This window comes from Ruegeria sp. CDSA221 (assembly GCF_059611825.1).
Genome location: NZ_JBXWPK010000001.1, coordinates 353504 through 379951, shown reverse-complemented (window position 1 = coordinate 379951; position 26448 = coordinate 353504). Strand labels below are relative to the sequence as shown.

General features: G+C 56.2%; 19 protein-coding genes. 18 read left to right on the top strand and 1 reads right to left on the bottom strand.

Features of this window, described 5'->3' with window-relative positions:
* The first annotated feature begins 21 nt into the window (after positions 1–21).
* The 15 genes from AC2FJ5_RS01700 to AC2FJ5_RS01630 all read left to right on the top strand — a co-directional run bounded on the left by AC2FJ5_RS01700 (position 22) and on the right by AC2FJ5_RS01630 (position 20439).
* Positions 22–828 (top strand): IclR family transcriptional regulator, encoded by an 807-nt coding sequence (locus tag AC2FJ5_RS01700; RefSeq protein WP_496792185.1) that lies wholly within the window; start codon positions 22–24, stop codon positions 826–828.
* Positions 825–1883, top strand: coding sequence for an ABC transporter ATP-binding protein (locus tag AC2FJ5_RS01695; RefSeq protein WP_271948765.1), 1059 nt, complete (start codon positions 825–827; stop codon positions 1881–1883). Before AC2FJ5_RS01700 ends, AC2FJ5_RS01695 begins: the two co-directional genes overlap by 4 nt.
* A gap of 159 nt (positions 1884–2042) precedes the next feature.
* On the top strand, positions 2043–3002 hold the full coding sequence (locus AC2FJ5_RS01690; protein ID WP_496792183.1) for a dihydrodipicolinate synthase family protein: 960 nt from the start codon (positions 2043–2045) through the stop codon (positions 3000–3002).
* Complete coding sequence (locus AC2FJ5_RS01685; protein WP_281995061.1) at positions 2993–3925, top strand: 4-hydroxyproline epimerase; 933 nt, start codon at positions 2993–2995, stop codon at positions 3923–3925. Before AC2FJ5_RS01690 ends, AC2FJ5_RS01685 begins: the two co-directional genes overlap by 10 nt.
* On the top strand, positions 3922–5160 hold the full coding sequence (locus AC2FJ5_RS01680; RefSeq protein ID WP_496691359.1) for an NAD(P)/FAD-dependent oxidoreductase: 1239 nt from the start codon (positions 3922–3924) through the stop codon (positions 5158–5160). Before AC2FJ5_RS01685 ends, AC2FJ5_RS01680 begins: the two co-directional genes overlap by 4 nt.
* A gap of 11 nt (positions 5161–5171) precedes the next feature.
* Positions 5172–6197, top strand: a complete 1026-nt coding sequence (locus AC2FJ5_RS01675; RefSeq protein WP_496709032.1) for a trans-3-hydroxy-L-proline dehydratase — start codon at positions 5172–5174, stop codon at positions 6195–6197.
* A 219-nt stretch (positions 6198–6416) separates the two neighbouring features.
* Entirely contained in the window at positions 6417–8633 is a 2217-nt protein-coding gene (locus AC2FJ5_RS01670; protein ID WP_496792181.1) for an NADP-dependent isocitrate dehydrogenase, read from the top strand.
* Positions 8634–9238: 605 nt separating this feature from the next.
* Positions 9239–10561 (top strand): alginate O-acetyltransferase AlgX-related protein, encoded by a 1323-nt coding sequence (locus AC2FJ5_RS01665; protein WP_496792179.1) that lies wholly within the window; start codon positions 9239–9241, stop codon positions 10559–10561.
* A 54-nt stretch (positions 10562–10615) separates the two neighbouring features.
* A complete protein-coding gene (locus tag AC2FJ5_RS01660; protein ID WP_496691355.1) occupies positions 10616–12181 on the top strand; it encodes a carbamoyltransferase C-terminal domain-containing protein in 1566 nt (521 codons plus the stop codon).
* A 290-nt stretch (positions 12182–12471) separates the two neighbouring features.
* Entirely contained in the window at positions 12472–14328 is a 1857-nt protein-coding gene (locus AC2FJ5_RS01655; protein WP_271948779.1) for a GumC family protein, read from the top strand.
* Positions 14329–14501: 173 nt separating this feature from the next.
* Positions 14502–15848, top strand: coding sequence for a lipopolysaccharide biosynthesis protein (locus AC2FJ5_RS01650; RefSeq protein ID WP_496792177.1), 1347 nt, complete (start codon positions 14502–14504; stop codon positions 15846–15848).
* Positions 15845–17122 carry an O-antigen ligase family protein gene (locus AC2FJ5_RS01645; RefSeq protein ID WP_496792175.1) on the top strand — a complete coding sequence of 426 codons (1278 nt, stop codon included), beginning with the start codon at positions 15845–15847 and terminating at the stop codon, positions 17120–17122. The genes AC2FJ5_RS01650 and AC2FJ5_RS01645 overlap by 4 nt, the downstream gene beginning before the upstream one ends.
* Positions 17119–18330 carry a polysaccharide biosynthesis/export family protein gene (locus AC2FJ5_RS01640; protein ID WP_496792173.1) on the top strand — a complete coding sequence of 404 codons (1212 nt, stop codon included), beginning with the start codon at positions 17119–17121 and terminating at the stop codon, positions 18328–18330. Before AC2FJ5_RS01645 ends, AC2FJ5_RS01640 begins: the two co-directional genes overlap by 4 nt.
* A 75-nt stretch (positions 18331–18405) precedes the next feature.
* The gene (locus AC2FJ5_RS01635; protein ID WP_496792171.1) at positions 18406–19569 is read left to right on the top strand and encodes a glycosyltransferase family 4 protein; all 1164 of its coding nucleotides are present in this window, start codon (positions 18406–18408) and stop codon (positions 19567–19569) included.
* Between the two features lie 33 nt (positions 19570–19602).
* On the top strand, positions 19603–20439 hold the full coding sequence (locus AC2FJ5_RS01630; RefSeq protein WP_271948788.1) for a sulfotransferase family protein: 837 nt from the start codon (positions 19603–19605) through the stop codon (positions 20437–20439).
* Between the two features lie 24 nt (positions 20440–20463).
* Here the strand turns inward: AC2FJ5_RS01630 and AC2FJ5_RS01625 are convergent, their stop codons facing one another.
* Positions 20464–21696, bottom strand: coding sequence for a glycosyltransferase family 4 protein (locus tag AC2FJ5_RS01625; protein ID WP_496792170.1), 1233 nt, complete (start codon positions 21694–21696; stop codon positions 20464–20466).
* Positions 21697–22120: 424 nt separating this feature from the next.
* On the opposite strand from AC2FJ5_RS01625, the gene AC2FJ5_RS01620 reads away from it, so the two are divergent.
* From AC2FJ5_RS01620 to asnB, 3 genes are all read left to right on the top strand, one after another.
* Complete coding sequence (locus AC2FJ5_RS01620) at positions 22121–23284, top strand: DegT/DnrJ/EryC1/StrS family aminotransferase (protein WP_496705147.1); 1164 nt, start codon at positions 22121–22123, stop codon at positions 23282–23284.
* An 81-nt stretch (positions 23285–23365) separates the two neighbouring features.
* Positions 23366–24490, top strand: coding sequence for a glycosyltransferase (locus AC2FJ5_RS01615; RefSeq protein ID WP_496792169.1), 1125 nt, complete (start codon positions 23366–23368; stop codon positions 24488–24490).
* A 3-nt stretch (positions 24491–24493) separates the two neighbouring features.
* Positions 24494–26443 carry an asparagine synthase (glutamine-hydrolyzing) gene (gene asnB, locus AC2FJ5_RS01610; RefSeq protein WP_496792167.1) on the top strand — a complete coding sequence of 650 codons (1950 nt, stop codon included), beginning with the start codon at positions 24494–24496 and terminating at the stop codon, positions 26441–26443.
* Positions 26444–26448 lie beyond the last annotated feature (5 nt).

Here is a 26448-nt window from a genome sequence, read left to right as displayed (position 1 = left end):
ATCGGAGGAGACAGAGCGCCCGTGGCAGGTGATGGAACGATAGGGAAAGCATGTGACGTGCTGGATCAGGTGGCCGCGTTTCAGCGGCCAATTCGCTTTGCGGAACTGCTGGAAAGCAGCCGCTTTCCCAAAGCAACGCTGTATCGGTTTCTGCAATCCCTTACCAATCAGGGAATGTTGTCCTATGACCCGGATAGGCAGACCTATGCACCGGGTTTGAGGCTGGTTCGGCTGGCCCATGCGGCGTGGACGCAAAGCTCACTGGCGCCGATCGCAAGGCCGTTTCTTGATACGCTCAGCGGTGAAACGGGCGAGACTGTGCATCTGGCGCAGCTCGATTCTGGTCAGGTTCTGTATGTCGATAAGCGCAATGCCGCCCAGCCGGTTGAGATGTATTCACAGGCGGGCAAGGTCGGACCGGCCTATTGTACGGGTGTGGGCAAGGCGATGATGGCCTTTCTGGAAGAGGCTGAGCTGAACAAGGTGATCTCACAGCAAAGCTTTCACCGGTTTACGGATAAGACCTTGGCCTCGGAAGCTGCGCTGCGGTCCGATCTAGAGCTGATCCACAGCCGGGGCTACGCCCTGGACGATGAAGAACACGAGACGGGGATCATTTGTGTTGCCTGCCCGATCCGAACGCCGGGCGGGAGGATGCTGGGTGCAATATCGGTGACCGGCTCGACCGAGCGGATGAATTTCGACCAGCTCGAGGCTTGGATTCCCCGCGTGCGCCGGGTGGCCGATCAAATCGCGGCCGAAGCTCAGGCCTGGCGGTTCCCTGAAACACGCCCCGATGGCCAGAAGGACAGGATACAAGCGACATGACCGGAGTAACTCTAAACCAAACGATTAAGCGGTATGGCCAGACACAGGTGATTCACGGGATCGACCTCGAAATCGAGGATGGTGAATTCTGTGTCTTTGTCGGCCCATCGGGATGTGGAAAATCTACTTTGTTGCGGATGATCGCAGGGCTTGAGGAAACGACCGAGGGCCAAATTCACATCGGCGCGCGCGAGGTGACACATCAGGACCCTGCGAAACGGGGCGTGGCGATGGTGTTCCAGACCTATGCCCTGTACCCGCATATGACGGTGGCCGAGAATATGGGGTTTGGCCTGCGGATGAACGGCGTGGCAAAAGCCGAAATCGACAGGAAGGTTCAGGAAGCCTCGGGTATCCTGAAGCTGGACCAGTACCTGAAGCGCAAACCCAAGGCTCTGTCGGGTGGTCAGCGCCAACGCGTTGCCATCGGGCGTGCGATTGTGCGCGGCCCCGAGGTGTTTCTGTTCGATGAACCTCTGTCCAACCTGGACGCCGAATTGCGCGTTGAGATGCGTGTGGAAATTGCCCGGCTTCACAATGAAATTGGCGCGACCATGATCTATGTGACTCACGATCAGGTCGAGGCGATGACCATGGCCGATAAGATCGTGGTGCTGCGCGATGGTCGGATCGAACAGGTCGGTGCGCCGATGGATCTGTATCGGGATCCAGATAACAAGTTTGTAGCAGGGTTCATTGGCTCGCCTGCCATGAACTTCTTGGATTGCGACATCGTTGATGGTCAGGTGACTCATCCGGCGATCACTCAGCCTCTGCCCGTCCCAGCATCGGTTCCTTTGGGTCTGTCTCGGGTCACGCTGGGTATCCGCCCGGAACATATTCAGGTTGATCGGTCGGGCGATACCTGCACTGTTGATCTGACCGAGGCGCTTGGCGGCGTCAGCTATTCCTATTTGCTGACATCGAATGGCGACAAGCTGATCGTTGAAGAGCGCGAAGACGAGCGCAGTAAGCAGGGTACACGCATTGGTATTTCGATCCGCCCGGAACGCACCATGCTGTTTGATCCTGAAACCGGCCTGCGGTTGAGATAATCGCCGTTTAGACAGTCAAAAACACCCGCGTCAGACGAAAGGTCCAGCGCGGGCTTTTTGCGTCGAATTATATATGGATTTTGTATCCAATATCCGTTATCGCGTGAAAACGGGCGCCTGACGCCTATCTGGACCCCTGTAACTAGAGGATAGCACCGTATGTCGACCAATGTATTTAGCGGTACGATGCCCGCGCTCATGACCCCTTGCTCGGCGGATAGGCAGCCGGATTTCAACGCACTTGTTCGGAAGGGCAAGCAAATGATCGACGCAGGCATGTCTGCGGTTGTCTATTGCGGATCCATGGGCGACTGGCCGCTTTTGACGGATGCGCAGCGCATGGAAGGGGTGGAACGTCTGGTGGATGCCGGGTTGCCGGTTGTGGTCGGAACCGGGGCAATCAACACCAAATCCGCCGAGGCCCACGCTGCACATGCGCAAAAGGTCGGCGCTGTCGGGTTGATGGTCATTCCCCGGGTTCTGTCCCGCGGGAGCTCATCAACTGCGCAAAAGAACCATTTCAAGGCAATCCTGTCCGCTGCGCCGGACGTGCCGGCAATTATCTACAACAGCCCATATTATGGTTTCGCAACAAAGGCTGATCTGTTCTTTGCCCTGCGCGCCAAACACCCTAACCTCATTGGGTTCAAGGAATTCGGAGGCAAGGACGATCTGCGCTATGCAGCGGAAAACATCACCAGTCAGGATGATGATGTGACGTTGATGGTGGGTGTGGACACCGAGGTTTACCACGGTTTCGTCAACTGTGGTGCAACCGGGTCGATCACCGGGATCGGAACGGCCCTCCCACGTGAGGCGTTGCTGTTGGCTGCGCTTTCTCAAAAGGCCGCGCGGGGCGATGCCGAAGCCCGGTTACGGGCGCAAGAACTGACCGAGGCCATTCAGGTGCTGTCCAGTTTTGATGAGGGTCCGGATCTTGTGCTGTATTACAAGCATCTTCTGGTGTTGAACGGGGAAGAGGAATACCGCCTGCATTTCAATGAAACTGATGCCCTGACAGATGCACAGCGGAATTATTGCGAACAGCAATACGCGTTGTTTGGGGCTTGGTTCGCCGATTGGTTGAAACAAGGTGGGGTGATCGCAGAATGCATGTGATCGACAGCCACACCGGAGGAGAACCGACCCGGGTCATCCTCGATGGCGCACCAGATCTGGGCTCTGGCCCTCTGGCTGAACGCGCCCGGCGGCTGGACACCGAATACAGGGATTTCTATCGTTCGGTCATGCTTGAACCGCGCGGACAACCGGCCATGGTCGCGGCCTTGTTGGTGGAACCGGTTGATCCAACCTGTGTCACCGGCGTGATCTATTTTGATGTCGATGCTGTTTTGGGAATGTGCGGCCACGGAACCATTGGCCTGACCGTGACGCTGGCGCATCTTGGTCGGATCGATGTTGGAATACATCGGATCGAAACGCCAGCCGGAGTTGTCACGGTCGAACTGCACGATGCCAATACTGTCACGGTCACGAATATCGAAAGCCGCCGCGTTCACAGCGACATTTCACTTCATGTGCCCGGTTTCGGTGAGGTTGCAGGGGATGTGGCCTATGGTGGAAACTGGTTCTTTATCGTCGATCCAAGCCCGCTTTCCGTTATTCCGGCCAATATTCGGGAACTGACCGATAGGGCCGTTGCTATCCGCAAAGCCTCGATCGCGCAGGGGGTTGGGGGCGAGCAGGGTGAACCGATTGATCATGTAATCTTTCAGGACGCATCGCCCGAGCAAGCGATTCACAGCCGCAACTTTGTTCTGTGCCCGGATGACAATTACGACCGGTCGCCCTGTGGCACCGGCAGCTCTGCTCGGCTGGCCTGTCTGGCCGCTGAGGGTCTATTGGCCCCGGGGCAGGAAATCGTCCAGCAAAGTGTGATCGGCAGCACCTATCGCTTGTCCTATCAGGCTGGGTCCAATGGCGGTGTTATCCCCTCGATCACCGGGCAGGCCTATGTCATGGCGGAGTCGCGGTTGATTTTTGAAGCGGCTGATCCATTCCGTTCGGGGATTGAGGTATGACCCAGCAGATCGTCGTCATCGGAGCTGGTGTGATTGGCATGACCATTGCGCTGGAACTACAGCGCCGGGGTCATGCCGTGTTGGTCCTGGACAAGGAAGGCGTCGCCGCGCAGACCTCGGCCGGAAATGCCGGGGCCTTTGCTTTTTCCGAGGTTGAGCCTCTGGCAACGCCCGGCATCATGAAAAAGGCACCGAAGTGGCTGCTGGACCCGTTGGGGCCGTTGTCGATCCCGCCTGCATATGCATTGCAGATTGCGCCCTGGATGTACCGTTTCTGGCGCGCGAGCCAGCCCGGTCGCTATGCCGAGCTGTTGGCCGCTCAGGCCAGCCTCATGAAAGTGTCCAGCGCCGCGCTTGAACGGTTGATCCCAGCGGTTGACGGCGAGGCGATGATGCAGCGCGACGGTCAGATGCAGCTCTATGAATCCGAGGCCGAATACCGCGCAAGCCTGCCCGCCTGGGAGGTGCGCCGCCAGCATGGTATCGACTTTGAATTGCTGGAAAGCCCTCAGGCGATTGCCGAAAAACAGCCGGGCCTCAGCCCTCGGTTCACTCATGCGGGATTTACGCCCAACTGGTTGAATACCGTTGATCCCAAGAAATGGGTCGAGCGCCTTGCCCAGACCTTTCAAAGCCGGCAAGGTCGGATCGAGCGGCGCGATATTCAGGCGTTGGTGCCACAGCAAAGTGGCATGCGCCTTGAAACGGCGGAAGGGCCCGTGGACGCGGCGAAAGTGGTCGTGGCTGCTGGCGCATGGTCTCATCACATCGCTAGAACTCTTGGTGACCGGTTCCCGCTTGAAACCGAGCGAGGATACAACACGACCCTGCCCGAAGGTGCATTTGATCTGCGGATGCACCTGTCCTTTTCGCGGCATGGGTTCGTTGCCAGCCGGATCAACAATGGCGTCAGGATCGGCGGCGCGGTCGAGTTGGGCGGTCTGAACCTCGCCCCCAATTTCAAACGAGCCGACACGTTATTGCACAAAGCCGAAGAGTTTCTACCCGGCCTCAAGACCGAAGGAGGCACGCAATGGATGGGGTTCCGACCGTCGATGCCTGACAGCATCCCGGTCATCGGTGTTTCTCCAAATGCGTCTGGCGTGTTCTATGCGTTCGGCCATGGGCATCTTGGGCTGACCCAATCCGCAGGCACGGCCGAACTTGTTGGGGCCATGGTTGACCGTCAGGCCCCCCCGATTCCGCCAGCCCCTTTTGCTGCTGGCCGGTTCTGAGGGAGGGGGTCGTGCGCAGTATCAAAACTCTCCACGTGATCTCCGCCCATGCCGAAGGCGAGGTCGGAGATGTCATCGTTGGCGGTGTTCTTCCGCCACCCGGTGATACCTTATGGGAGCAGCGGTCGTTCATCGCGCGTGACCAGTCCTTGCGCAACTTTGTCCTGAATGAACCGCGCGGGGGTGTATTTCATCATGTAAACCTGTTGGTACCACCAAAACATCCGCAAGCAGATGCAGGCTTCATTATCATGGAGCCCGAAGACACACCGCCCATGTCTGGTTCAAACTCGATCTGTGTGGCCACCGTGCTGCTGGATAGCGGGATCATTCCGATGCAGGAACCGGTTACACATCTGACGCTTGAGGCACCGGGCGGGCTGGTCTCGGTGCGCGCCGAATGCCGGAATGGAAAGGCTGAGCGCATATTTGTGCAGAACCTGCCCAGCTTTGCAGACCGGATCTCCGTTCCGCTAGAGGTGCCGGGCCTTGGTACCCTGACCGTGGACACGGCCTATGGGGGCGACAGTTTCGTGGTCGTCGATGCAGCGGCGCTTGGGTTCGACATTGTACAAGACGAAGCGCGTGACATTGCGCGGCTGGGTGTAGCGATCACCAATGCGGCCAACGAACAAATTGGTTTTACGCATCCCGAAAACCCGGACTGGAATCACATTTCATTCTGCGCTTTTTGTGGCCCGACCGAGCGGGTCGCAAATGGCCTGCGCGGAAAATCCGCTGTGGCGATCCAGCCGGGCAAAGTTGATCGGTCCCCTACCGGTACCGCAGTTTCTGCCCGCATGGCCTTGATGGCCGCCAAGGGAGAAATGGCAGTCGGGCAAACTTTCCAGGCGGTTTCGATCATCGGCTCGTCTTTCACCGGACAGATCGTCGAGGCCACAACGATCGGGGGGCGTGCCGCGATCATTCCCGAGATCAGTGGCCGCGGATGGATTACCGGTACACATCAACACATGCTTGACCCGGACGATCCCTGGCCGGGCGGATATAAGCTCAGCGATACTTGGGGCGTCTGAATTTTGCCCATTGGCAAGCAGTTTTGATGATTTTCCGCAAACCGTGTCAAAATGCGCGGTCTCTGGCGATTGATCCCAAGCCAAACGTCATTTAAGGGAGGCCCTGTCAATACAGAGTCATCCCGGGACGGCAGTCTTGTTACGTCCCTTACGCGCCACATCGACGTGGCCCCAACTCTTGGATCGCACGCCCCGAAAGGCTTAAAAAGGTAAAAGAATATGGCAGATAAATCGAACTTCGACATATTGTATACCATTGTAGACGAAGCGCCCGAGCTGGCCAGCGCCTCATTCCTACCCATCATTCGAAAGTTTGCATCCGCCGCCGGTGTCAGCGTCGGAACCAAGGATATTTCACTTGCCGGGCGGATTATTTCGACCTTCCCCGAAAAGCTGACAGATGCGCAGCGCATCACCGATGATCTGGCCGCATTGGGTGAGTTGGTGAAGACACCCGATGCCAATGTGATCAAGCTGCCCAACATCTCGGCCTCGGTGCCGCAGCTGGTGGCCGCCGTCGAAGAGTTGCAAGCACAGGGTTATGACATCCCGAGCTATCCCGAAGAACCTGCGACTGACGAAGAAAAAGCGATCCGCACGCGGTATGATGCTATCAAGGGTTCGGCTGTGAACCCGGTTCTGCGCGAAGGTAACAGCGACCGTCGCGCCGCGCGCGCCGTCAAGAATTATGCCCAGAAGAACCCGCATTCGATGGGTACATGGGCCGCTGACAGCAAGACTAAAGTCTCGTCCATGTCCGGCAATGATTTCTACGCGAACGAGAAATCGGCCACCATCACTGCGGCGCAAGCCGGTGACGCCAAAATCGAATTTGTCGGACAAGACGGCAGTACTACGGTTCTGAAAGACGGCTGGCCGCTGGCCGAGGGCACCGTTGCCGATGCGACCTTCATGTCCGTCAATGCGCTGTCGTCTTTCCTGGCCGAGGCCATCGAAGACACCAAAAAAGACGGCACCATGTTCTCGCTTCACCTGAAGGCCACAATGATGAAGGTCAGCGACCCGATCATCTTCGGCTATGCGGTTAAGGCGTGGCTTGCCCCGGTATTCGAGGCCTATGGCGCTGAACTGGATGCGCTGGGTGTGAACCCGAACTCGGGTCTGGGCGATCTGCTGGAGCGGGTTGCAGGCAACGCCGATATCATGGCCGCCATTGACGCGATCAAGGGCGACCGCCCGTCCATGTATATGGTTGACAGCGACAAGGGTATCACCAACCTGCACGTGCCGTCTGATGTGATCATCGACGCCTCGATGCCTGCCGTGATCCGTGCTGGTGGCAAGGGTTGGGACGAAACCGGGTCCAAGGGTGACACCAACTGTGTGATCCCCGACCGCTGCTATGCGTCTATTTATGATGAATCCGTCAAATTCTTCAAAGCCAATGGCGCGCTGAACCCAGCCACCGTCGGAGCTGTGGCCAATGTGGGTCTGATGGCACAGAAAGCCGAAGAATACGGCAGCCACCCGACAACATTCCAGGCGCCTGCGAATGGAACCATTCGTATCGTTCTGGCAAATGGCGAGACACTGCACGAGCATGCGGTTGAAAAGGGCGACATCTGGCGTGCCTGCACCGTGAAGAAGGCTCCGATTGAGAACTGGATTCAACTGGCGATGGACCGTCAGCGTCTGACCGGATCCGAGGCGATCTTCTGGCTGGATGCAAACCGTGCCCATGATGCCGAACTGATCAAATCCGTCCAACCCGCACTGGAAGCTGCTGGCGTGGCGGACAAGTTCCAAATCCTGGCACCGCGTGAGGCGACCCGCCAGTCGTTGGAGACCATCACCGCCGGTAACGACAGCATCGCCATCACCGGCAACGTGCTGCGTGACTATCTGACCGACCTGTTCCCGATCCTTGAGTTGGGCACCTCGGCCAAGATGCTGTCGATCGTCAAGCTGATGCAGGGCGGCGGATTGTTCGAAACCGGCGCGGGTGGCTCTGCCCCGAAACACGTGCAGCAGTTGGTTGAGGAAAACCACCTGCGCTGGGACTCGATGGGTGAGTTCTGCGCGCTTGGCGAGTCTTTGAATTTCCTAGCCGACAGCAAAGGCAACGCCAAAGCCGGAGTTCTTGGAGCCGCTGCCGAGGCCGCAACACAGGGCATTCTGGACAACAACAAGTCGCCCAGCCGCAAAGTCGGGCAGCCGGATAACCGTGACAGCCACTACTGGTTCGCGCGCTATTGGGCCGAGGCGCTGGCCGCGCAATCCGATGATGCTGATCTGGCCGCCGAGTTCGCGCCGATTGCTGCAGAGTTGGCCGCGAAAGAACAGCAGATCCTATCCGAACTGGCCAACGCACAAGGGGCAGCGGCAGATCTGGGTGGTTACTATCACACCAACCCGACCAAGACTGCAGCAGTCATGCGCCCGAGCGCGACACTCAATGGTATCATTGACGGGTAATCCAGGTGCCCTGTCCTGATTTGGGCAGGGTTCTGAACCTGACGTAAAAACTAAAAAAAGGGACCGACCCCCAAAGTCAGTCCCTTTTTGAGCGAGTGGGGAGGCCGAAGCCTCTCCGGTGTAGTTGCGTTAACTGTAACAAAACCCTGCTGGCTGGATATTAGGGGTTTCCCGTATATTCATCCGTCTGCTGTGCCGCTGACGATACACCCGCCAAAATCATTGTCCTCCGGCGACGGAAAGGACTATGTCGCCGTACTGAATTCGGGAACAATAGGCCGTACAAGGACGGATTATGCGCGCAATGTGATAGCGCCGTGCGCCCACTAGGCGTTGAAAGAGCGGGTGATTTGCTTTTGGGCATAACGGTGGTAAAAAAATCTGGTTTTGTTTTGTATTCGAGTGTTGTGTGCTGTGTGTATTTATCCTGTTGTTTTTGAGCGTTTTTCATATTCTAGAGGGTCAGGCGATGCGTCTGCTTCCTGCGCTTTTCAGGCCGCCGCAGAAAAGCTTGCCGATGATACGCAAATCGGTTCAACTGAATTCGCCTGGTTTCGCCGTTGATGACGGCAAATGTCGATATCGGTCGAAAGGGACCAGATGGAATGACTGAAAAAACCCGCAGTTCGCGTTTCGGGTCAATCCTATGTCTGGTTGCCGCTCTCTATTTCTTTGGGGTCGTCGCATACGCGCTGATGAATTCAGCGGAATTTGCCAATGGAACCGCGCGGCTGATCCGGTACATTCTGGCCCCGGGCGCGATTGGGCTGGTGCTGGCCTTATGCGCGGTCTTTTTATCAGACGAAGGCAGGCTGACAGTTGGCGTGAGCGCTGTTTCCCTGTTGGCGGCTCTGTTCGCATTCGAGGCCTATCTGACAATCAAGATAATCCCCGGGCGTCTGGGGCTGGTCGGGTTTGTCGGCGATGACGTCAGCGTCGAAGAATACAAGGAAAATTTGCCGCCGGGCCGGACAATGAAACATGTGAACGATGCGCTGGATACACAGCTGCTCGAATCCGCGTATCTGGCGCCCATGCCGGGTGACAAGATGCTGCTGTGCTCGGTGCTGGGCGAGCCGGTGGCCTATACGCCTGATCGTTTGGGGTTTCGCAATCCACCTTCGGTCTTTGAAAACGATTTGAATGTGATGCTGCTGGGCGACTCGTTTTCCGAAGGGTTCTGCCTGAGAGAGGGTGAGCATCTGGCGGATAAGCTGCGTCAGGATATGCCGAGCTTGCTTAACACCGGTCACAGAGGCATTGGCCCGCTGTATCAACTGGCGGTTTTGGGCCGATACGGGCCAGAGTTCCAGCCTGATCTTACGATCTTTTCTTTCTTTGCGGGCAATGACTGGCGCAATCTGGAACGAGAGCTTGAGAAGCCGTGGCTGCGCGAAGCACTCGACCCGGCTGCAGATTTTGGCCCGATCGAGCATCCGGATCAGTCGGAAATATCCGCTCCAATTATTTCTGGATGGTGGTCTGAGACGACGTTGTCCTGGATCGACTACCTGCGGGCGCAACGGGTGTTCAGGAACTTTCTGGCATTGCAGAAAACGGCCGAGATTCTTGGGATTCACTATCCCAAAGCGACCGATGAGAACCCGGTATTTGCGGATGTTCTGATCCGGGCAAAGCAGATAACATCACAATGGGATGGTGAGATCGTCATCGTGTATGTGCCGACGGTCAGCCGCTATATGGGTCTGGTCGCCCAGCCCTTTATCCACGACCCGCTGCGAGTATTGGTGAAAGATGCGGCTGCGCAGGCTGGGCTGGACGTGATAGACTTAACGGATGTTATCGAAATGCAAGAGGATCCGGCATCGTATTATGCGCCGGATTCTCATTTCAACGAAGCAGGCGCAGAACTGGCCGCTCGGGCAATTACAGAGGGGCTGCGCCAACGCAATTTGATAGAACAGTAACGAATTGGTGTGTTTTGCCAGGACCGCGCAACAAGCGCGGTAAAGAGGTGTGAAATGAAGATTTTGTCATTCAAGTCGGGTCACGACGGTACGGTTGCGGGTATTGATGCCCAAAACGGTAACCTGCTGTTTTCCTATGAATCCGAGAAAGACAGTTTTCCCCGCAACACGTCAGTCACACCGGATACATTTATCGACTCTGGCCTGTGGTTCCGGGACTTGCCTGATATCCTGGCCCTTAGCGGCTGGTCAACGACCGGAACACAACATGTGACGACCTCGGGGGCAGGGTATTTCGGCACTGGCGAAGATGCTCAGACCGTGGGGAAACGGACGTTTTTTGGCAAAGAGATCGACTATTTCTCATCGACCCATGAAAGGGCACATATCTGGGGCGCTTATGGGATGTCTCCGTTTCGTCAAGGTGAACCTTGTTATGTGTTGGTTTGGGAAGACACGCTTGGCGATTTCTACAAGATTGATGAAGATCTAAAGCTGTCTCATGTCGGTCGGGTGATGACCGGGCCTGGTGCCCGATATTCATTCCTGAGCGCACTGGTTGATCCCGATTATCCCGTGCTTTCGCGTGAACAACGGCGTGAAGACCCCGGGAGGATGATGGCGGCATGTGCCTATGCAGAGCCCGGTTCACATGACGCGGATGAACATGCGCTGATAGACTATCTTTTGTCAGATCAGCCATTGGCCGAGATTCTACGCAAGGATCGGTTGACCGATTCCCCGTTTTTCAATGTCGGAATGCACAGCCAGCAGTTCAGTAATCTTGCACAGAAGCTCTCGGATGCGATTTTTTCACGGTTCCTTGCCTTTGCCGAACAGAACCTGACAGAGGGCTATCCGCTGGTGATTGCCGGCGGATGTGGATTGAACTGCGATTGGAACACCAAGTGGCAGAATTGCGGCTTGTTCCGAGATGTATTTGTACCACCTTGCAGCAGTGATTCCGGCTGCGCCATAGGAACTGCGGTTGATGCCATGCGCCACTATACGGGCCAGGCAAAGCTGGATTGGACGGTTTATTCCGGTCAGTCCTTTGTGGATGATAAAATCGACAGCAGCGGCATGCGGGTCAGCGAGCTGCGTCTGAACGATGTCGCGGACGCGTTGATGTCCGGTGAGCTCATCGGTTGGGCCAGAGGGAACTGTGAAATCGGTCCGCGCGCATTGGGCAACCGCTCGATTCTGGCGGCCCCGTTCTGGGCCGAAACCCGCGTGCGCCTGAACAGGGCTAAAAACCGGCCGGATACAAGCCCCGTGGCCCCATCCTGCCTTGAGGAAGATGTCAGCCAGCATTTTGAGTGGGAAAACTCCGCGCCTTATATGTTGCATCTGCAGAAGGTGACCAATCAGAACCTGGCCGCGATCACGCATGTAGACGGGACAGCAAGGGTCCAAACAGTCCGCCGGGATCAGAATGCTTTCTTTTACGACCTGCTGAACGCATTCAAGTCGGCTTCGGGCACGGGTGTATTGTGCAATACGTCACTGAACTTTCGCGGAGCGGGGTTCATAAACAAAACCAGTGATCTGCATCACTATGCAAGATCGGCAAAGCTGGACGGTTTTGTCGCAGGAAACACGTTTTACAGGTTCAACTAGTAATATTGGCGCGCTTGCGGTGTCGCCGCACTTTTGGAGGTTAAGTACTTTGTCGTATGAATCAGGTCTGCAAAACTTTGAAAGACGCCGCCTTATAGCTTCTGCAACAGCAGGGATTCCGGCCTATTGTCTCTTGTGTGGAAACATTGAGTAAATAACGACAAGAAAACTCGGAAAAATGGCCAAGCTGTCCAATCATTAGGATAAGAATTCGTTCGAACATGGGCGCAGCATCAAAGATTTGTATTTCAGGCGACGGTGATCTTGGTCGCTACAAGGGACGATAGAGAATGGATCAAAACCATATCGCAAACCAATTTGGCCAGCAGCGTCTGGATGGCATATGGCGGATGATTTACCGTCATCTGAAGTTGATCCTTGGTGTGACTGCAGCTGTGATCGTCGGCACGTTTATGGTCGTCAATCAACTGGACCCAAGGTACAAATCCCGCGCCGAAATCGTTCTCACATCTCTGGATATGCGCGTCCGCGCCGACAGTGTCGAACTTGAATCCTACGAGCTGACCCGCACTTTGATTGAAACCGAGATCGACATCCTGCGGTCACGGGAGTTTGCGGCAGAGGTCGCCCTAGCGCTGGACCTGTTCGAGAATGAGGCTTTTGCCGGGGCACAAAACCCCGCAAATCCGCAATCCACATCCGTTATCCGCAATCGTGTAATCGACAATACACTGTCGACATATAACGTACTTCGGCAAGGAGAGAGCCTTGCGATTGAGATCATCTCAACAGCCGAAGACCCGCAGCTGGCAGCCGATATTGCCAATACAGTTGCAGAAACCTTTATCCTTCGCCTGCAGCAGCGGCGGCAGCAGGGTCTTTCATCTTCCATTTCTTTTCTTAAGGACCGCGTAAATGAGCTGGGTGACGAACTGACCCGTGACGAACTTCAGATGGCGGCCTTTATTCTTGAAGAAAATCTGGCGGATGAATCCGTGCCGGGCAGGCTTCGGTCGGAACTTGCGCGGCTCAACTCGCAAAAAGATGTGCATGAGATCAACGGAGCCAGCAGCGAAGAGGTCAACAAAATTGCTGACCAGATTGCCGTTGTTGAACAGGCATTGCGCAGCCGGACCGGTTCGGAAATTGCATTGCTGCGGATGGAACGCGCGCTAGAGCTTCTTCGGATCCGGTATCAGACGACGATTGAAAAGCTGAATGACTTCGAAACCCAGCAACAGTTTCTTGGCCAGGCGGTTCAGCAGGTTTCGGTTGCTCATGCGCCGACTTCGGCATTCTGGCCGAATACCAAAGTCGCCGTCGCAGTCAGCGCGATTGTCGGGTTCTCTCTGGCATTTGTGATCGCCCTGTTGATGGAGGGCAGCAACACGCGGATCGTCAACGAAAACCAGATCGAACAGCAAACCGATCTGACCAATCTGGGTTTCCTGCCGGATACGGTGATGGATTCGGACACGGATGGTCAGCAGGAGTTGTTGCGCTTTATCCGTGATCAGGGCCGCTCGCCTTATGTCGAGGCGCTGCGCAGTGTTTTGACCATGTGGTTTAACACAAATGATGACGGCAGCATCGTCATGGTTACCTCTGGTGTTCCTGGAGAAGGCAAGACCGTGGTTGCGGTTTCGCTGGCCCTAGTGGCGGGTACAGATGGGATGCGCGTTCTATTGTTGGATATGGACAACCACCGTTGCCGTGCCTCAAAAACACTGGGTCTGACCGGGGCGGCCCCGGTCGAGATCGAGGACGCGCTGAGCGGTGCCGTGCAACCCAGCCAGATTTATGTCGATGGTGAAAGGGTACCGGGGGTTTCGTCGATCAGTCTGAACCTGCGTCCGAAAATATCCCGCAAACAGTTGATGCAGCAGCTTGGCGAATACGGGCGCATGTTGCGCAATCAGTACGATCTTGTGTTGGTCGATACGCCGCCGACATTGGTCATTGATGACACGATCCGACTTGGGCCGCTTGTCGATGGTACGTTCCTGGTGGTGCGCTGGGGGCAGACCACCGAAAAAATTCTCAAGGATGCAATCGAAAAGCTGCGGATGAGCAATATCAAGATTTCCGGTACGATCATGAATGGTGTGAACATGCGGAAGCAAAGGCAATATGGGTATGGTGCCTATACATATCATTACTCGGATGAGCCTGGGAAAAGCAGCTGATTACGGTTCGCAGACCCTTGTAGGATTTGTTAGATTGGTGATTGGGTATTGGTTTTTATTTGCGAATATGAGGGCACAGCGCCCGCGACGCTTTTGCGGCGTGGTCCAATGACCGGCAGCCGCCAAGGGGTGGAATTGGCCGGTCGTTTGTGCGGCGGGCGGGTGGATCAGACATGACCTCTCAGCCCGGCGCAACCTCAATCCCGACTGCTGTGCTTCGGCGTTTACTGCGCAATCTGAAATGGATCTTTTCCTCTCAGATAGCAGTCGCTTTGCTAGGCCTTGTGTTTCTGCCGGTGGCCGCTCGCGCACTTGGGGCTGCAGGCTTGGGGGTAATGGCAATAGGCGAGGCCTATGCGCGGATCGTTTCCCGGTTCCTTCATCTTGAGCCCTGGCAGGCGGTGATTAGATATGGAAGCACTGCGCTGGAGGAAGAAGACCGCGAACGATTTCGCCGACTTGTCGGGCTGTCGGTCCTGATTGACGCGGTTGGGGGCGTATTGGCCGCCGGCGCTGCGATCGCATTCGCACCGATCATCGCCGGATGGCTGGGGCTGGATCAGGATCTTGCATGGGTGCTGCCGGTCGCATCGCTGGGAATTCTGGTTTCGCTGAGGCCAACCGGGTTGGCTTTGTTGCGGTCCTTCGACCGGTTCGATCTGTTGGCCAAACTGGATATTTTCGCAGCGTCTGTGCGGATGGTGCTGGGGGTGATTGCCTGGCAACTGGGGTTTGGGCTGCCTGGCTTTGTCGCGATATTTGTTGCTGTCAGCCTTTTAGACGGCGTTCTGGCCTTTGCCGCGGGGCTGCGAGAAATGTCGCGGAATGGCTATGGCCGTCCGATGCTTGGAATAAAGCAAACTCTGGGTGAAAATTCCGGGTTTCTGCGCTTTGTTTGGAACAGCAATCTCTCTGTCATCTTGCGTCAGACCACGCAGCGCCTGGACGTGATCATATTGGGTGTTCTGATTTCACCGACGATGGTGGGATATTACCATATTGCGAAACGGTGCGGCGAAGCTGCACTGCGTCTTGGACGACCGCTAAGCCAGGCGATCTATCCGGAGTTCACCCGGTTTGCCGCCCGAAATGAATTTGACCGTTTGCAAAAAATGCTAACGGGTCTCAGCGCCGGGTTCTGGGGGGTAATTGCCCTTGTCTTGATTCCAGTGATCTTGATGCTGGAACCGATCGTTACTGCGATTTTTGGCGTGGATTATGCCCCCGCAGTACCGGTCGTGCGCGTGCAGGCAATCGCGGTAGGTATTTATCTTGGTGGGATACTGCTGAACCCTGCACTGCTGAGCCTGGGGCAAGACCGGGCCTTGGTTCGGATCGGTTTGTTGAACACCATTTTGTTTCTGATCCTCATCGCACCGATGGTTTCTGTTTTGGGTGTGGTCGGTGCCGCTGTGGCGCATGTGCTGTGTAATTCCGTCTGGCTAGGGCTGTGTGTGTTACACTTGCGGCGTACATTGCTGAACCCTGCATTACACGGAAAGGAGCAGGTGCGCCCATGAGACCTGCATCGGCCCAATCAGTTTCCTTTGGCAAGCCGACCAATGGATTCGGCTATTTGCCAAGCGTAGACATGGCAGCTCTCTATTTCCTGATGGCGGCTGTAGCCCTGGCGCCGATGAACTATCTCAGAGTGGATTTCGTCTATTTCACCCTTTCGGATTTCTTCTTTGTGCTGGCTGGGTTTGTCATGCTGGCAACCGGCCAGCTGCCGGTTAAGATATTCGGGCCAGCAAGCGGGTTCTGGTACAGTTCGTTCCTGTTTTTCACAGGGGGCCTGACCATAGGTTCGTTAATCAACGGAGATCCGACCGAGCTGCTGACAGTGTTTGTTCAGTACTTCTTTTCGTTGATCGTGCTGCCAGTCCTGATCGGCAATCGAAGCTTTGATCAGATCGTCCTTCTGATGAAGGCATTTATTATTGGTATGGGCATTGTTGTGCTGTTTGGCATCTATGCAATCAACTTCATGGAAGACCCGCTACACCGGTTTGTATCCGCCAATGGTCGCATGCTTTCGCTGGTCGAGCGGGCAAATGAATGCGCGCTTATGCTGGCGATGGCCATCGTTTTCCTGCTTAGCCTGATCCTGCAGAAGCAAAGCAGCCGCATCTGGGGGCTGATCGGGCTGCCAATCCTGTTTTACGGAGTCATTCTGACCGGTTCGAATTCTGGTCTGATCGTGACCATAGTGGGGACTGTCGCCATTATCCTCAGCAGCGGGTCCCCGCGTCATGTTGTGACCCTGATCGTCGGCACGTTGATTGCGGTTTTGGTGGTCCTGAACTTTGGTGAGCTTTTCTTGCCCGAGGTCTTTCGCGAACGAGTGCTGAATGCCGTTCTTGCGGGTGACATTAGCCAGGCGGGCACGTTCTCTGACCGGTTATTCCTGCTGCAAGAGGCTTTCGAGGTATCCCGTGGCACTTTGTTGATCGGGCTGGGTGCAAACCAGTACAGCCTGGCCAGCGAACAGGGAATCGTGGTTCATTCGGCCTATTTGCTGACTCTGTCCGAAGGTGGCTTGATTTCTCTGCTCGGTATGGTCGGCTTTATTTTGGCCAGCATATACTTGGCCTGGATGGCCATTTCTGTCGGCCGCTCGCCATCGGTCGGGGCACTGACCATCGTTGCCATGCTGATGTATGTCGTGCTGCTTGCCGGAGCGACGACCTTTTATGCCCGGTTCTGGAACGTACCCTTTGTCCTAGCCATTGCGCTTAGCGTGTCGCGCCTGCCGGTGTTTGGACCAACGAATACACTTAGGAGAATGTCGTGAAATTATTGCAAAAACTGATGCTTTCTGTGATTGCGGCTTCGGCTTGTTTTATCGGTGCGCTTCAGGCCGAGGAATATGTTCTGGCACCGCAGGACAAGATCAATTTGCGTGCGATGCGTTGGGATCCGGTGGTTGCGTCTTTTGTGAACTGGCAAGGCGTTTCCGGTGAATATGCGCTTTCTTCGGGAGGAATGCTGATGGTGCCTCTGGCCGGTCAGGTTCATGCTGAAGGGCGAACGACCGAAGAATTGGTACTGCTGCTGGAAACTCAGATGCGCACTCGCGTGGGGATGGCAGAACCGCCTCATCTGGCGATCGAAGTCATCGGCCATCTGCCCGTATACATTCTGGGGGATGTCCAGATTCCAGGCTCGTACCCCTATCGGCCCCAACTGACTGCGCAGCAGGCGATGGCGCTTGCGGGCGGGGAATACCGGTTGCCGTTGCAAAATGACGTAGGAACGAACTTTACCGGGCTGCGGGTTCAGGGTGAGGTTCAGCTGTACAATGAACAGATCGAAGCTCTGCAAGCCGAACAACGCCGACTGCTGGCTGATCTGTCAACACTGTCCCCGGACGGCGGTGATGCCAAAATTGAACCCCCGCAAGGTCTGCAGGGGGAGATTCTGCAAGCGGATCAACAGGCCCGGGAAGGGCAGGGTGAACGCATCATCCAATTACAGGAAACCCTCAAAGATCAGATCGATAGCCTCGAACGGCAGCTGGAATTGCGCGCAAATCAGATCGGGATCACGCGCAAAGATCTGGATGATGCTCTGGCACTACAGAAAAAGGGTCTTACGGTCAGTTCGCGCGTGTCATCTCTGTCCAACTCGCTGAACGATCTGGAAAGCAAAAGTGTGGATATCGAGATCGCTTTGGGCTTGGCCCGGCAACAGCTGAACCGCGCGCAACGCGATGAGCTGGAGTTGCTTGATACCGCGCGCTCGAATGCGCTGGTGCGGCTGAATCTGGTGCAGATCGAACTCGAGGATTTGCAGACCCGGCTGGGCACCGCGAAAATCCTGCAGGCCGAGCTGGCAGCGCTTGGCGTTGTTGAAGAGGTTGATGCGGTCGAAGAGATCGTGATCGAATACTCGGTCACCCGCGCGGCCGGAGGAGCCGCAACGGCGATTTCGGGTGACACTGTCTTGTCCCCTGGGGATACGCTTTCGGTTTCTCGAACCTTCGTCACGCAAACACAATAGATTTTAGTTCAATGATTTATGGTTCAGCGCGCGGTTCTGATGTCCGGCGCTGAGCCAAAAAGGCGGCAGGCCAGAATGAAAAAGATACGCGTTTTATTTCCCTTTGCAGGTTGGGCAGATCTGGGCGGCAGTCATGTTTCCGCGCTCAAACTTGCGTCCTGTCTGGACCGGGATCAGTTTGAACCATTGGTCCTTTGCCACAACGAAGCTGGGTCGGTTGGGCAGTATGCTCAATCGCTGGGTCTGAATGTCGATGTTTTGCAGGGCCCCAGGCTTATGGGCCCTCCAAACAACAAAACGGATGCAGATGTTGGCTTTCCGGAATACTGGACCCGGACCTACGGCCAGCTCGTCCGGTTTTTGCGGGACAAAAAGCCAGATATCGTCCACACAAATGAGGGCCGATTGCATGTGAATTGGGTGTTTCCGGCCAGACGGTTGGGGATCAAGCATATCTGGCACCACAGGCAGGATCCGCGCGCGGTAGGCGTTAACTATGTCGCGCCGGTGTTTTCGAACCGCATCCTAAGCGTGTCGTATTTTTCGAAACCCTCGCGCCCGATACGCTCGGTTGACAAAAAGTTTCAGGTCATCCGCAGCCCCTTCGACCTGAGCATTCAGCGCCCGGATCCAGACGCGGCGCGTCGGATGATCCTGAACGAAATCGGTGCGCCGGAAAATGCAGTTCTTCTAGGATATTTTGGCCATCTGGAACCGCGAAAACGGCCGGTTCATTTTGTCCAAAGCCTTGTGGCCATTCAGAAACAGATTGGGGACAGGCCGGTACATGGCCTGCTATTTGGCAAAGTACTCAATCCCGATGACGGGTTGGACACAGGCTCCATGGACGTGGCCCGAGAACAGGGGATGGGCGCGCAGATTCATATGATGGGGTTTCGGCAGGATGTTGAAAAGTGCATGGTCGCCATGGATGCCACCCTTGTGCCGGCCTTGAACGAGCCATTTGGACGTACTTTGATCGAGGCAATGCACCTTGGACTGCCTGTTGTGGCCACACGGCACGGCGGCAATGTCGAGGCAATCGATCATGGCAAAACCGGTTTTCTGGTGGATCCAGAAGACCCCGAAGCCTTTGTTGAGCCGGTCGTTTCTCTGATCGAGGACCAGGAGCTGAGGCAGCAGGTTACACTAGCGGCCTACCAATATGTGCAGGATAATTTTGGGTTGGATAAACACGTGGCCGAAGTGTCCGACGTGTACCGCGAATTGGTATCGTGATCCCGATGCGGATCGTAGGGATTAGAGGATAATATGGGTCTGGCGAACGAGCGAAAGATAGATTTCCTGATATTCGGTGCTGCGAAATGTGCGACCACCTGGTTGCAGAATTCTTTGACGGCGACGCCGCAGATTTTCATGCCGGATCCCGAGCTGCACTATTTCTCGGATCATTATGACCGGGGGGCGGTCTGGTATCGCGATCAATACGAGGGATATGCGGGCCAGAGCATCGTGGGTGAAAAGTGCAATACCTACCTGACACATCCAGAGGCCGCCAAAAGGATCGCCCAGGATCATCCCGATGTCAGGTTGATCCTGCAGATGCGCGATCCGGTTCGAAGGGCCTATTCCGACTACTGCATGTTGTATCGCCGGGGCACTGTCGGGGACGACATTCATCGGTATCTGGACCCTGACAAGGCCGGTGATGAAAGGTTCCTGCACAATGGTAGATATGCCTATCACCTGCGCCGTTTCTACGATCTGTTCCCGACAGATCAAATTCTGTTGCTGGCCTACGAAAACACGATCTCACAACCGGTAGAAACCTTACGCCGTGTCGCCGAACACATCGGTTTTTCCGGTGTCGTGGAGCCGCCACTAGAAGAGCGGGTCAAAAACAAAAATACGCCAATCGTGCCCTTGCCTCTGAGGCGGGTTCTGGCGCCGCTTCGACCGTTGCTTGACCCGATCCGGCATACGGGGCCGTTAAAGGCCATTCGCAAAGCGGTGGCGCGGCAGGTGGAGTATCCTGAATTGCCGGATGTATTGGCGCATAAAATGGCCGATTTCTATAGGCCTGACGTCGCCGAGCTTGATGCGATTGATCCGGGTCTCAGCCGCGGGTGGCGCAGTTTCTCGGATTAGACGTCAGCTTAGAATGGGCGCGGATCAGTCGGTGGCAGTCGAGGGCAGGGTGGTATCGCTGTCGATCAGCCCCATTTTCCGCAGCAGGATCGTGTTGATCCGGGCGACGTCGAACTCTTGCTCGGCACGCGCCCGCGCGGCCTGACCCATGGATTCGATCAGGCTGCGGTCTTCAACGAATTTTCTCATCGCATCCGCCAGCCCCTCTGGATTGCGTTTGGGGACGATAAACCCGTTTTCCCCGTCGCTGACCGCATCGGCGCATCCCGGGGCATCGGTCGTAATGACGGCGCGCCCTGTCGACATCGCCTCAAGAATGGCGCGGGGGATGCCCTCACGATAGACGGTGGGCAATACGAAGACCGAACATTCCTTGAGAAATGGCCGAACATCGTTGGTTTCGCCCAGATACTCGATATGCCCCTGCTGACCCCATTCTTCGAGCTGCTGTGCATTGACCGAGTCCGGATTGTCATCCAGCGGACCCAAAAGCTGACAACGAACATCAGGGAATTGTTCCCTAAGTTGCCGGGCGGCCTCGGCATATTCGAACACGCCCTTGTCACGCAGCAGGCGCGCGATCATCAGGAAAACAGGCGGATCTGTGGGCGGGTTGGATTTTGCGTATCTGGCGAGGTTGACGCCAGAACCGGGCACAATCGACAGCGCGGCCTTTTTCGCCATCAACCGTCTGCTGCGAAACTCTTCGGCGTCGACCGAGTTGTAAACCAGCACCTCGTCGGCACCTTTCAATCCGATCCGGTAAAGGCCTGTCGCCACCGCTCTTAGCACTTTTCGGCGCAGGGTCAGTTCGGCATCCGCAAATACATAACCTAACCCGGTACACATCGCGAACCGCCGCCGAACGCCGGTCAACCGCGCCGCAAGGCCGCTGAAGATGATCGGCTTCATCGTATAGGCAAAGACGATATCGGGCCGTATTTCCCGGCAGATCCCGATCAGCGTGAACAGGGTGGACAGATCCTGAAATGGATTTAACCCCGCGCGCGCCATGGGGATTTGCCGAAATGTTACGCCAATCTCGGCAAGGGCTGTTTCGGTCGTCGCATCATTTTCCGGTGCGCAAGCAAGTACGTCTGCGCGTTCAGCAAGCTCTTTCAACAGATCATAGCGAAAATTGGTCAGTGAGGTCGTAAGATTGCCGACAAATAGAACTTTTGGACGTCCGCCAGTTGTCGAACTACGTTCGGCAGGTACGACTTGGGCACCGGAAGCGGTGTTGGGAATATCACTCATCAAAGAAACATTTCAAACTTTAAAAACCAAGGTTGAGGCGATGCTGATCCATGTCGCCGAAGCTGTCAACGGGGCTGTCACCAAAGCCGATTGTTGCCTATTTTTCACCTCTGACTGTCTGCGGCCTGATTGTTGAAAAATCACGCTGTTAAGTGACCTGGAACCTTGCATAAGCAATCGATTCAGGTCAGGTTTCGCCTGCCGCGGCACAAAAAGATATTTCCGAAACTGCGGAGTTTGTTTCCAATTCAGGCGCTGGCCGCCAAAAATTTGTTAATTGTTGAGTTTGCCTGACCTCCTCGGATGGTTTGGCGTGAGGTAAAGAAATGATCCGGAAATCCTGCTGTCTAAATTTGAGCAATAAGAGGCTTGGCCCATCTTCCCTCGGCTATCCTCTGGCCGCTTATCTGAAGGGAAACAGCTGATGCCCAAATGGCCATTCTTCGAAGAAGATGAAATTGATGCTGTCAGCGCAGTGCTAAGATCCGGTTGCGTGAATGCCTGGACCGGCCCCGATGTCAAAGAGTTCGAACGTGAATACAGCGCCTATACCGGCGCGCAGCATGCGATCGCCATGGCAAATGGCACGGTCACTCTGGACGCCGCGCTGCTGGCGTTGAACATCCGACCCGGAGACGAGGTTATCGTCACACCGCGTAGCTTTATCGCGTCTGCCAGTTCGATCCTTCTGGCCGGTGGCAAGCCGGTATTTGCAGATGTGGATCGCGAGAGCCAGAATATCACCGCAGAAACGATTGCACCGGTTCTGACCGACAGAACCGTGGGGATTATCGCAGTCCATCTGGCCGGGTGGCCATCGGATATGGCGGGTCTCATGGATCTGGCGCGCAGTCGGGACCTCTGGGTGATCGAGGACTGTGCGCAGGCGCATGGTGCCATGATCGGTGACCAGCACGTGGGAACCTTTGGCACCTGCGGCTCGTATTCTTTCTGTCAGGATAAAATCATCACAACCGGCGGTGAAGGCGGCATGCTGATCACCGATGATGATGAACTGTGGTCCAGGGTCTGGAGCTATAAGGATCACGGCAAAAGCTATGATCAGGTGTTCAACAAAAGCCACCCTCCGGGGTTTCGATGGCTGCATAGTGGTCAGCCGGGCACCAATCTGCGGATGACCGGGCTGTCCGCCGCCATCGGGCGCATTCAGCTGGCGAAACTGGACGGGTGGCGCGCCCATAGAGCCAAAAACGCCGAGATTCTGGCGCAGGCTCTTTCCGGTTGCGCTGCGTTTCGGGTTCCCGTGCCGCCTGCCGAACTGACACATGCCTATTACCGGTTCTATGCGTTTGTGAGGCCCGAGGCTCTGGCCTCGGATTGGAGCCGCGATCGCATCATCGCCGAGATTTCAGAGGCGGGTTTCCCTGCGTTCTCGGGCAGTTGTTCCGAGATATACAGAGAAGAGATGTTCGCCCGCCTTGGCATCGGCCCGGGTGATCCCTTGCCGGTGGCGAAAGAGCTTGGAGAAACCAGCCTGGCATTTCTGGTCGATCCGACCTGGTCGCATCAAGACGTCGCCGGCCTGGCCGAACTTGTGCGCGAAATCGGAGATCGGGCGCGTGCATAGGCAGTTCACACCGCCGCATCCAGGTCGTGTGTCTAAAGGTTCCGGCCCGGTTTGTCAGTTTCGGGTGTTGAACCGATGATCATGCATGTCATCACCGATTTTTCCGGTCAGGGCGGGGCCCAGGCGATGCTGGCGCGGCTGGTTGCCAAATCCGGGGATCGGGTATTGGTGGTGTCGCTGACGGAGGTTTCGGACAGGATCAAAAGCCAATGTGCAAATCCAAACGCCGTTCTGATCGGATTGAATGCCAGATCACTGTCGTCCATGCCCCGCGCGATATTGCAGATATCGCGTCTTATCCGTCAGTATAAACCGCAGGCAGTTCTGTGCTGGATGTACCATGCGATGGTCATCGGGCTGATTGCCAGCTGGATATCAGGTCGAAAGGTGCCAATTTACTGGACGGTGCGGCAGGCTTTGGACGATACCAGCTCATTCACGCGCAGCACACGGATTGCGGTGGACCTGTGTCGGCGTTTGTCGGGCAGGTGCGCGGGGATCATCTATAATTCGCAACGCGCATTGGATCAGCACGCGAAGAACGGGTTTGCTGCTGCGCGGTCTTGCGTCATTCCGAACGGTCTGATCATGCCTCAAGCCTCTGTGGTGCGGAGCGACCCGCCCAGGGTTTTCGGGATTGCGGCGCGGTTTCATCCACAGAAGGATCACGAAACCCTTTTCCAGGCTCTGTCCCTGGCGCTGCGGTCAGTCCCCGATCTGCGCATCATCGCGGCCGGAGAGAATATGTCGCCTGAAAACTCCGAAGTACAATCATTGCTGGCGCGCAATAACCTGACTGCGGACAATGTAGAGCTGTGCGGCGACCTGCATGATATGGCTGCATTCTACAAACGGATTGATGCGCTGGTGCTTTCATCCCGAACCGAAGGGTTTCCGAATGTCATTGTCGAAGCGATGAGCTATGGCCACCCCGTTGTGTCGACGGATGTGGGTGATGCGGCGGTGATCATTCGCGACTGCGGATTGATCGTACCGCCCCGCAACGCGGAATTGCTGGCAGACGCTTTGGTCCATGCCGCAAATTGGTCGGCCCCAGAGTATCTGGAAAAAAGAGAAAAAGCCCGGGCGATTGTGGCCAGCACTTACCAGCTTGACCGCGTTGCCGCACAGTATCGGGACATTTTGGAGAGCGGCAGTCTTGATCCCGATAAGATTGCCTCTCAGCCAGAACAGAAGGGGATCTGAGCGATGTGTGGCATCACCGGATTTATCAACTTTGGCACCGTTGATCGGTCTCAGGCCTCATCCGTCCTTGGCAAGATGTGTCAATCGATTGAACACCGTGGCCCGGATGGAACCGGGTTGTTTGTGGACCCAGATCAGGGCGTGGCCCTGGGGCATCTGCGTCTGGCCATTATTGATCTTTCGGAAACCGGGGTACAGCCGATGGATTCCGCCGATGGCCGGTTCACCATTGTGTTCAATGGTGAGATCTATGGCTATCTGGAATTGCGTCAGGAATTGCAGGATCTGGGCATAAGCTTCAGGGGTACGTCCGATACCGAAGTTTTGCTGGCGGCGATGCAGCTTTGGGGTATCCGCAAGACACTGGACCGCGTCCACGGGATGTTTGCCATTGCCGTGTTTGACCGGAAAACCCAGAGCGTGACATTGGCGCGCGACCGGATTGGCAAAAAACCTCTCTATCTGGGCCTGGCCGGGAAAACCGTTCTGTTTGGGTCCGAATTGAAGTCACTGCGCGCACATCCTGATTTCGGGGCGCCGGAGGTGGATCGCGCCGCCTTGGGTTCGTTTCTGCGGCTGGGATACATCCCGGCCCCGCGCACGATTTACCCGAATGTCCTGAAACTACCTGCGGGCTCTATGGTCGAGATCAAACTTGACACCCCACCGGCCTCGTTGGATGCGCTTCTGCAAGGGATCGAGCGGTTTTGGGATATCGAGGCCGTAGTCACCGAGGCGCGCGCAAACCCCTATCCTGACGATGAAACGGCCATAGCTGAAATCGAATCCGAACTGCTGCGCGCGGTGGGCGAACGGATGGTTGCGGATGTGCCGGTTGGGACATTTCTGTCCGGAGGCGTCGACTCGTCGCTGATAACTGCAATGATGCAAGAGCAATCCAGCAGGAAGGTTCCCAGCTTTACCGTACGCTTTGAGGACGAAGACACCAACGAAGCCGACCATGCAAAAGCCATCGCCGAGTATCTTGGGACGGATTACCACGAGGTGACGGCGACGCCGGAAATGGCGTTTCAAGCCATCGAAGGCTTGCCGCAGGTGTTTGACGAACCTTTCGCCGACCCGTCGCAACTACCAACCCTGCTGGTTTCGCAACTGGCGCGCCAGCAGCTTAAGGTCGTCATGTCCGGCGACGGCGGTGACGAGTCGTTTGGTGGCTATGCTCGCTATGTTCGGATGCAGGCTTTTGAACGCCTGAAGGGCAAGATGCCTGACCTGGCGATTCAGGCGCTGTCGCAGACGCCGCAATCGGTGCTGAGCGCTCTGGTGCCTGTCCTCAAGCCATTCGCCCCAAGCAGCATGCGTGACGATCTGAGCGCGGATCGTCTGGCCAAGCTGGCGCCGGTTCTGCAGGGGCGAGAGTTCCAGTGCCGCTATCAGGCCCAGTTTTCGATCTGGTCCTCCGGTATGCTTGGAAAGTCCGGCATCCCGCTGGGCAATGAGATCGGAACGCATGATTTGCCCGCAGGATTGAGCCGGTTGGACAGCATGATGTTGTTGGATTCACTTTATTATCTGCCGGATGATATTCTGGTGAAAGCTGACCGCACGTCGATGTCGGTCGGGCTTGAGATGCGCGCCCCATTGTTGGACTATCGCGTTGTAACGGCCGCTTGGCGTTCCTCGGCTTCGCTTCGGTGCGACGGGAAGGTTGGCAAGGTGGCGTTGCGGGAGCTTTTGAAAAAGCGGGTTCCGCAATCGCTGTACGACCGGCCAAAGCGCGGGTTCGGTATCCCACTCAACGCTTGGCTGCGCGGGCCCCTAAAGTCCCGTGTTTCCAGCATTCTTCTGGATGGGAACGGGCTTGAGGGTTTTGTGGACAAGGCAGCGTTGGAAAAATGCTGGGCCGAGCACCAATCAGGCAAACGCAACTGGGGTGCTCAGCTGTGGACGGTCTTTATGTTCCAACTATGGTCCGAAGCGTGGATGCGCTGATCACA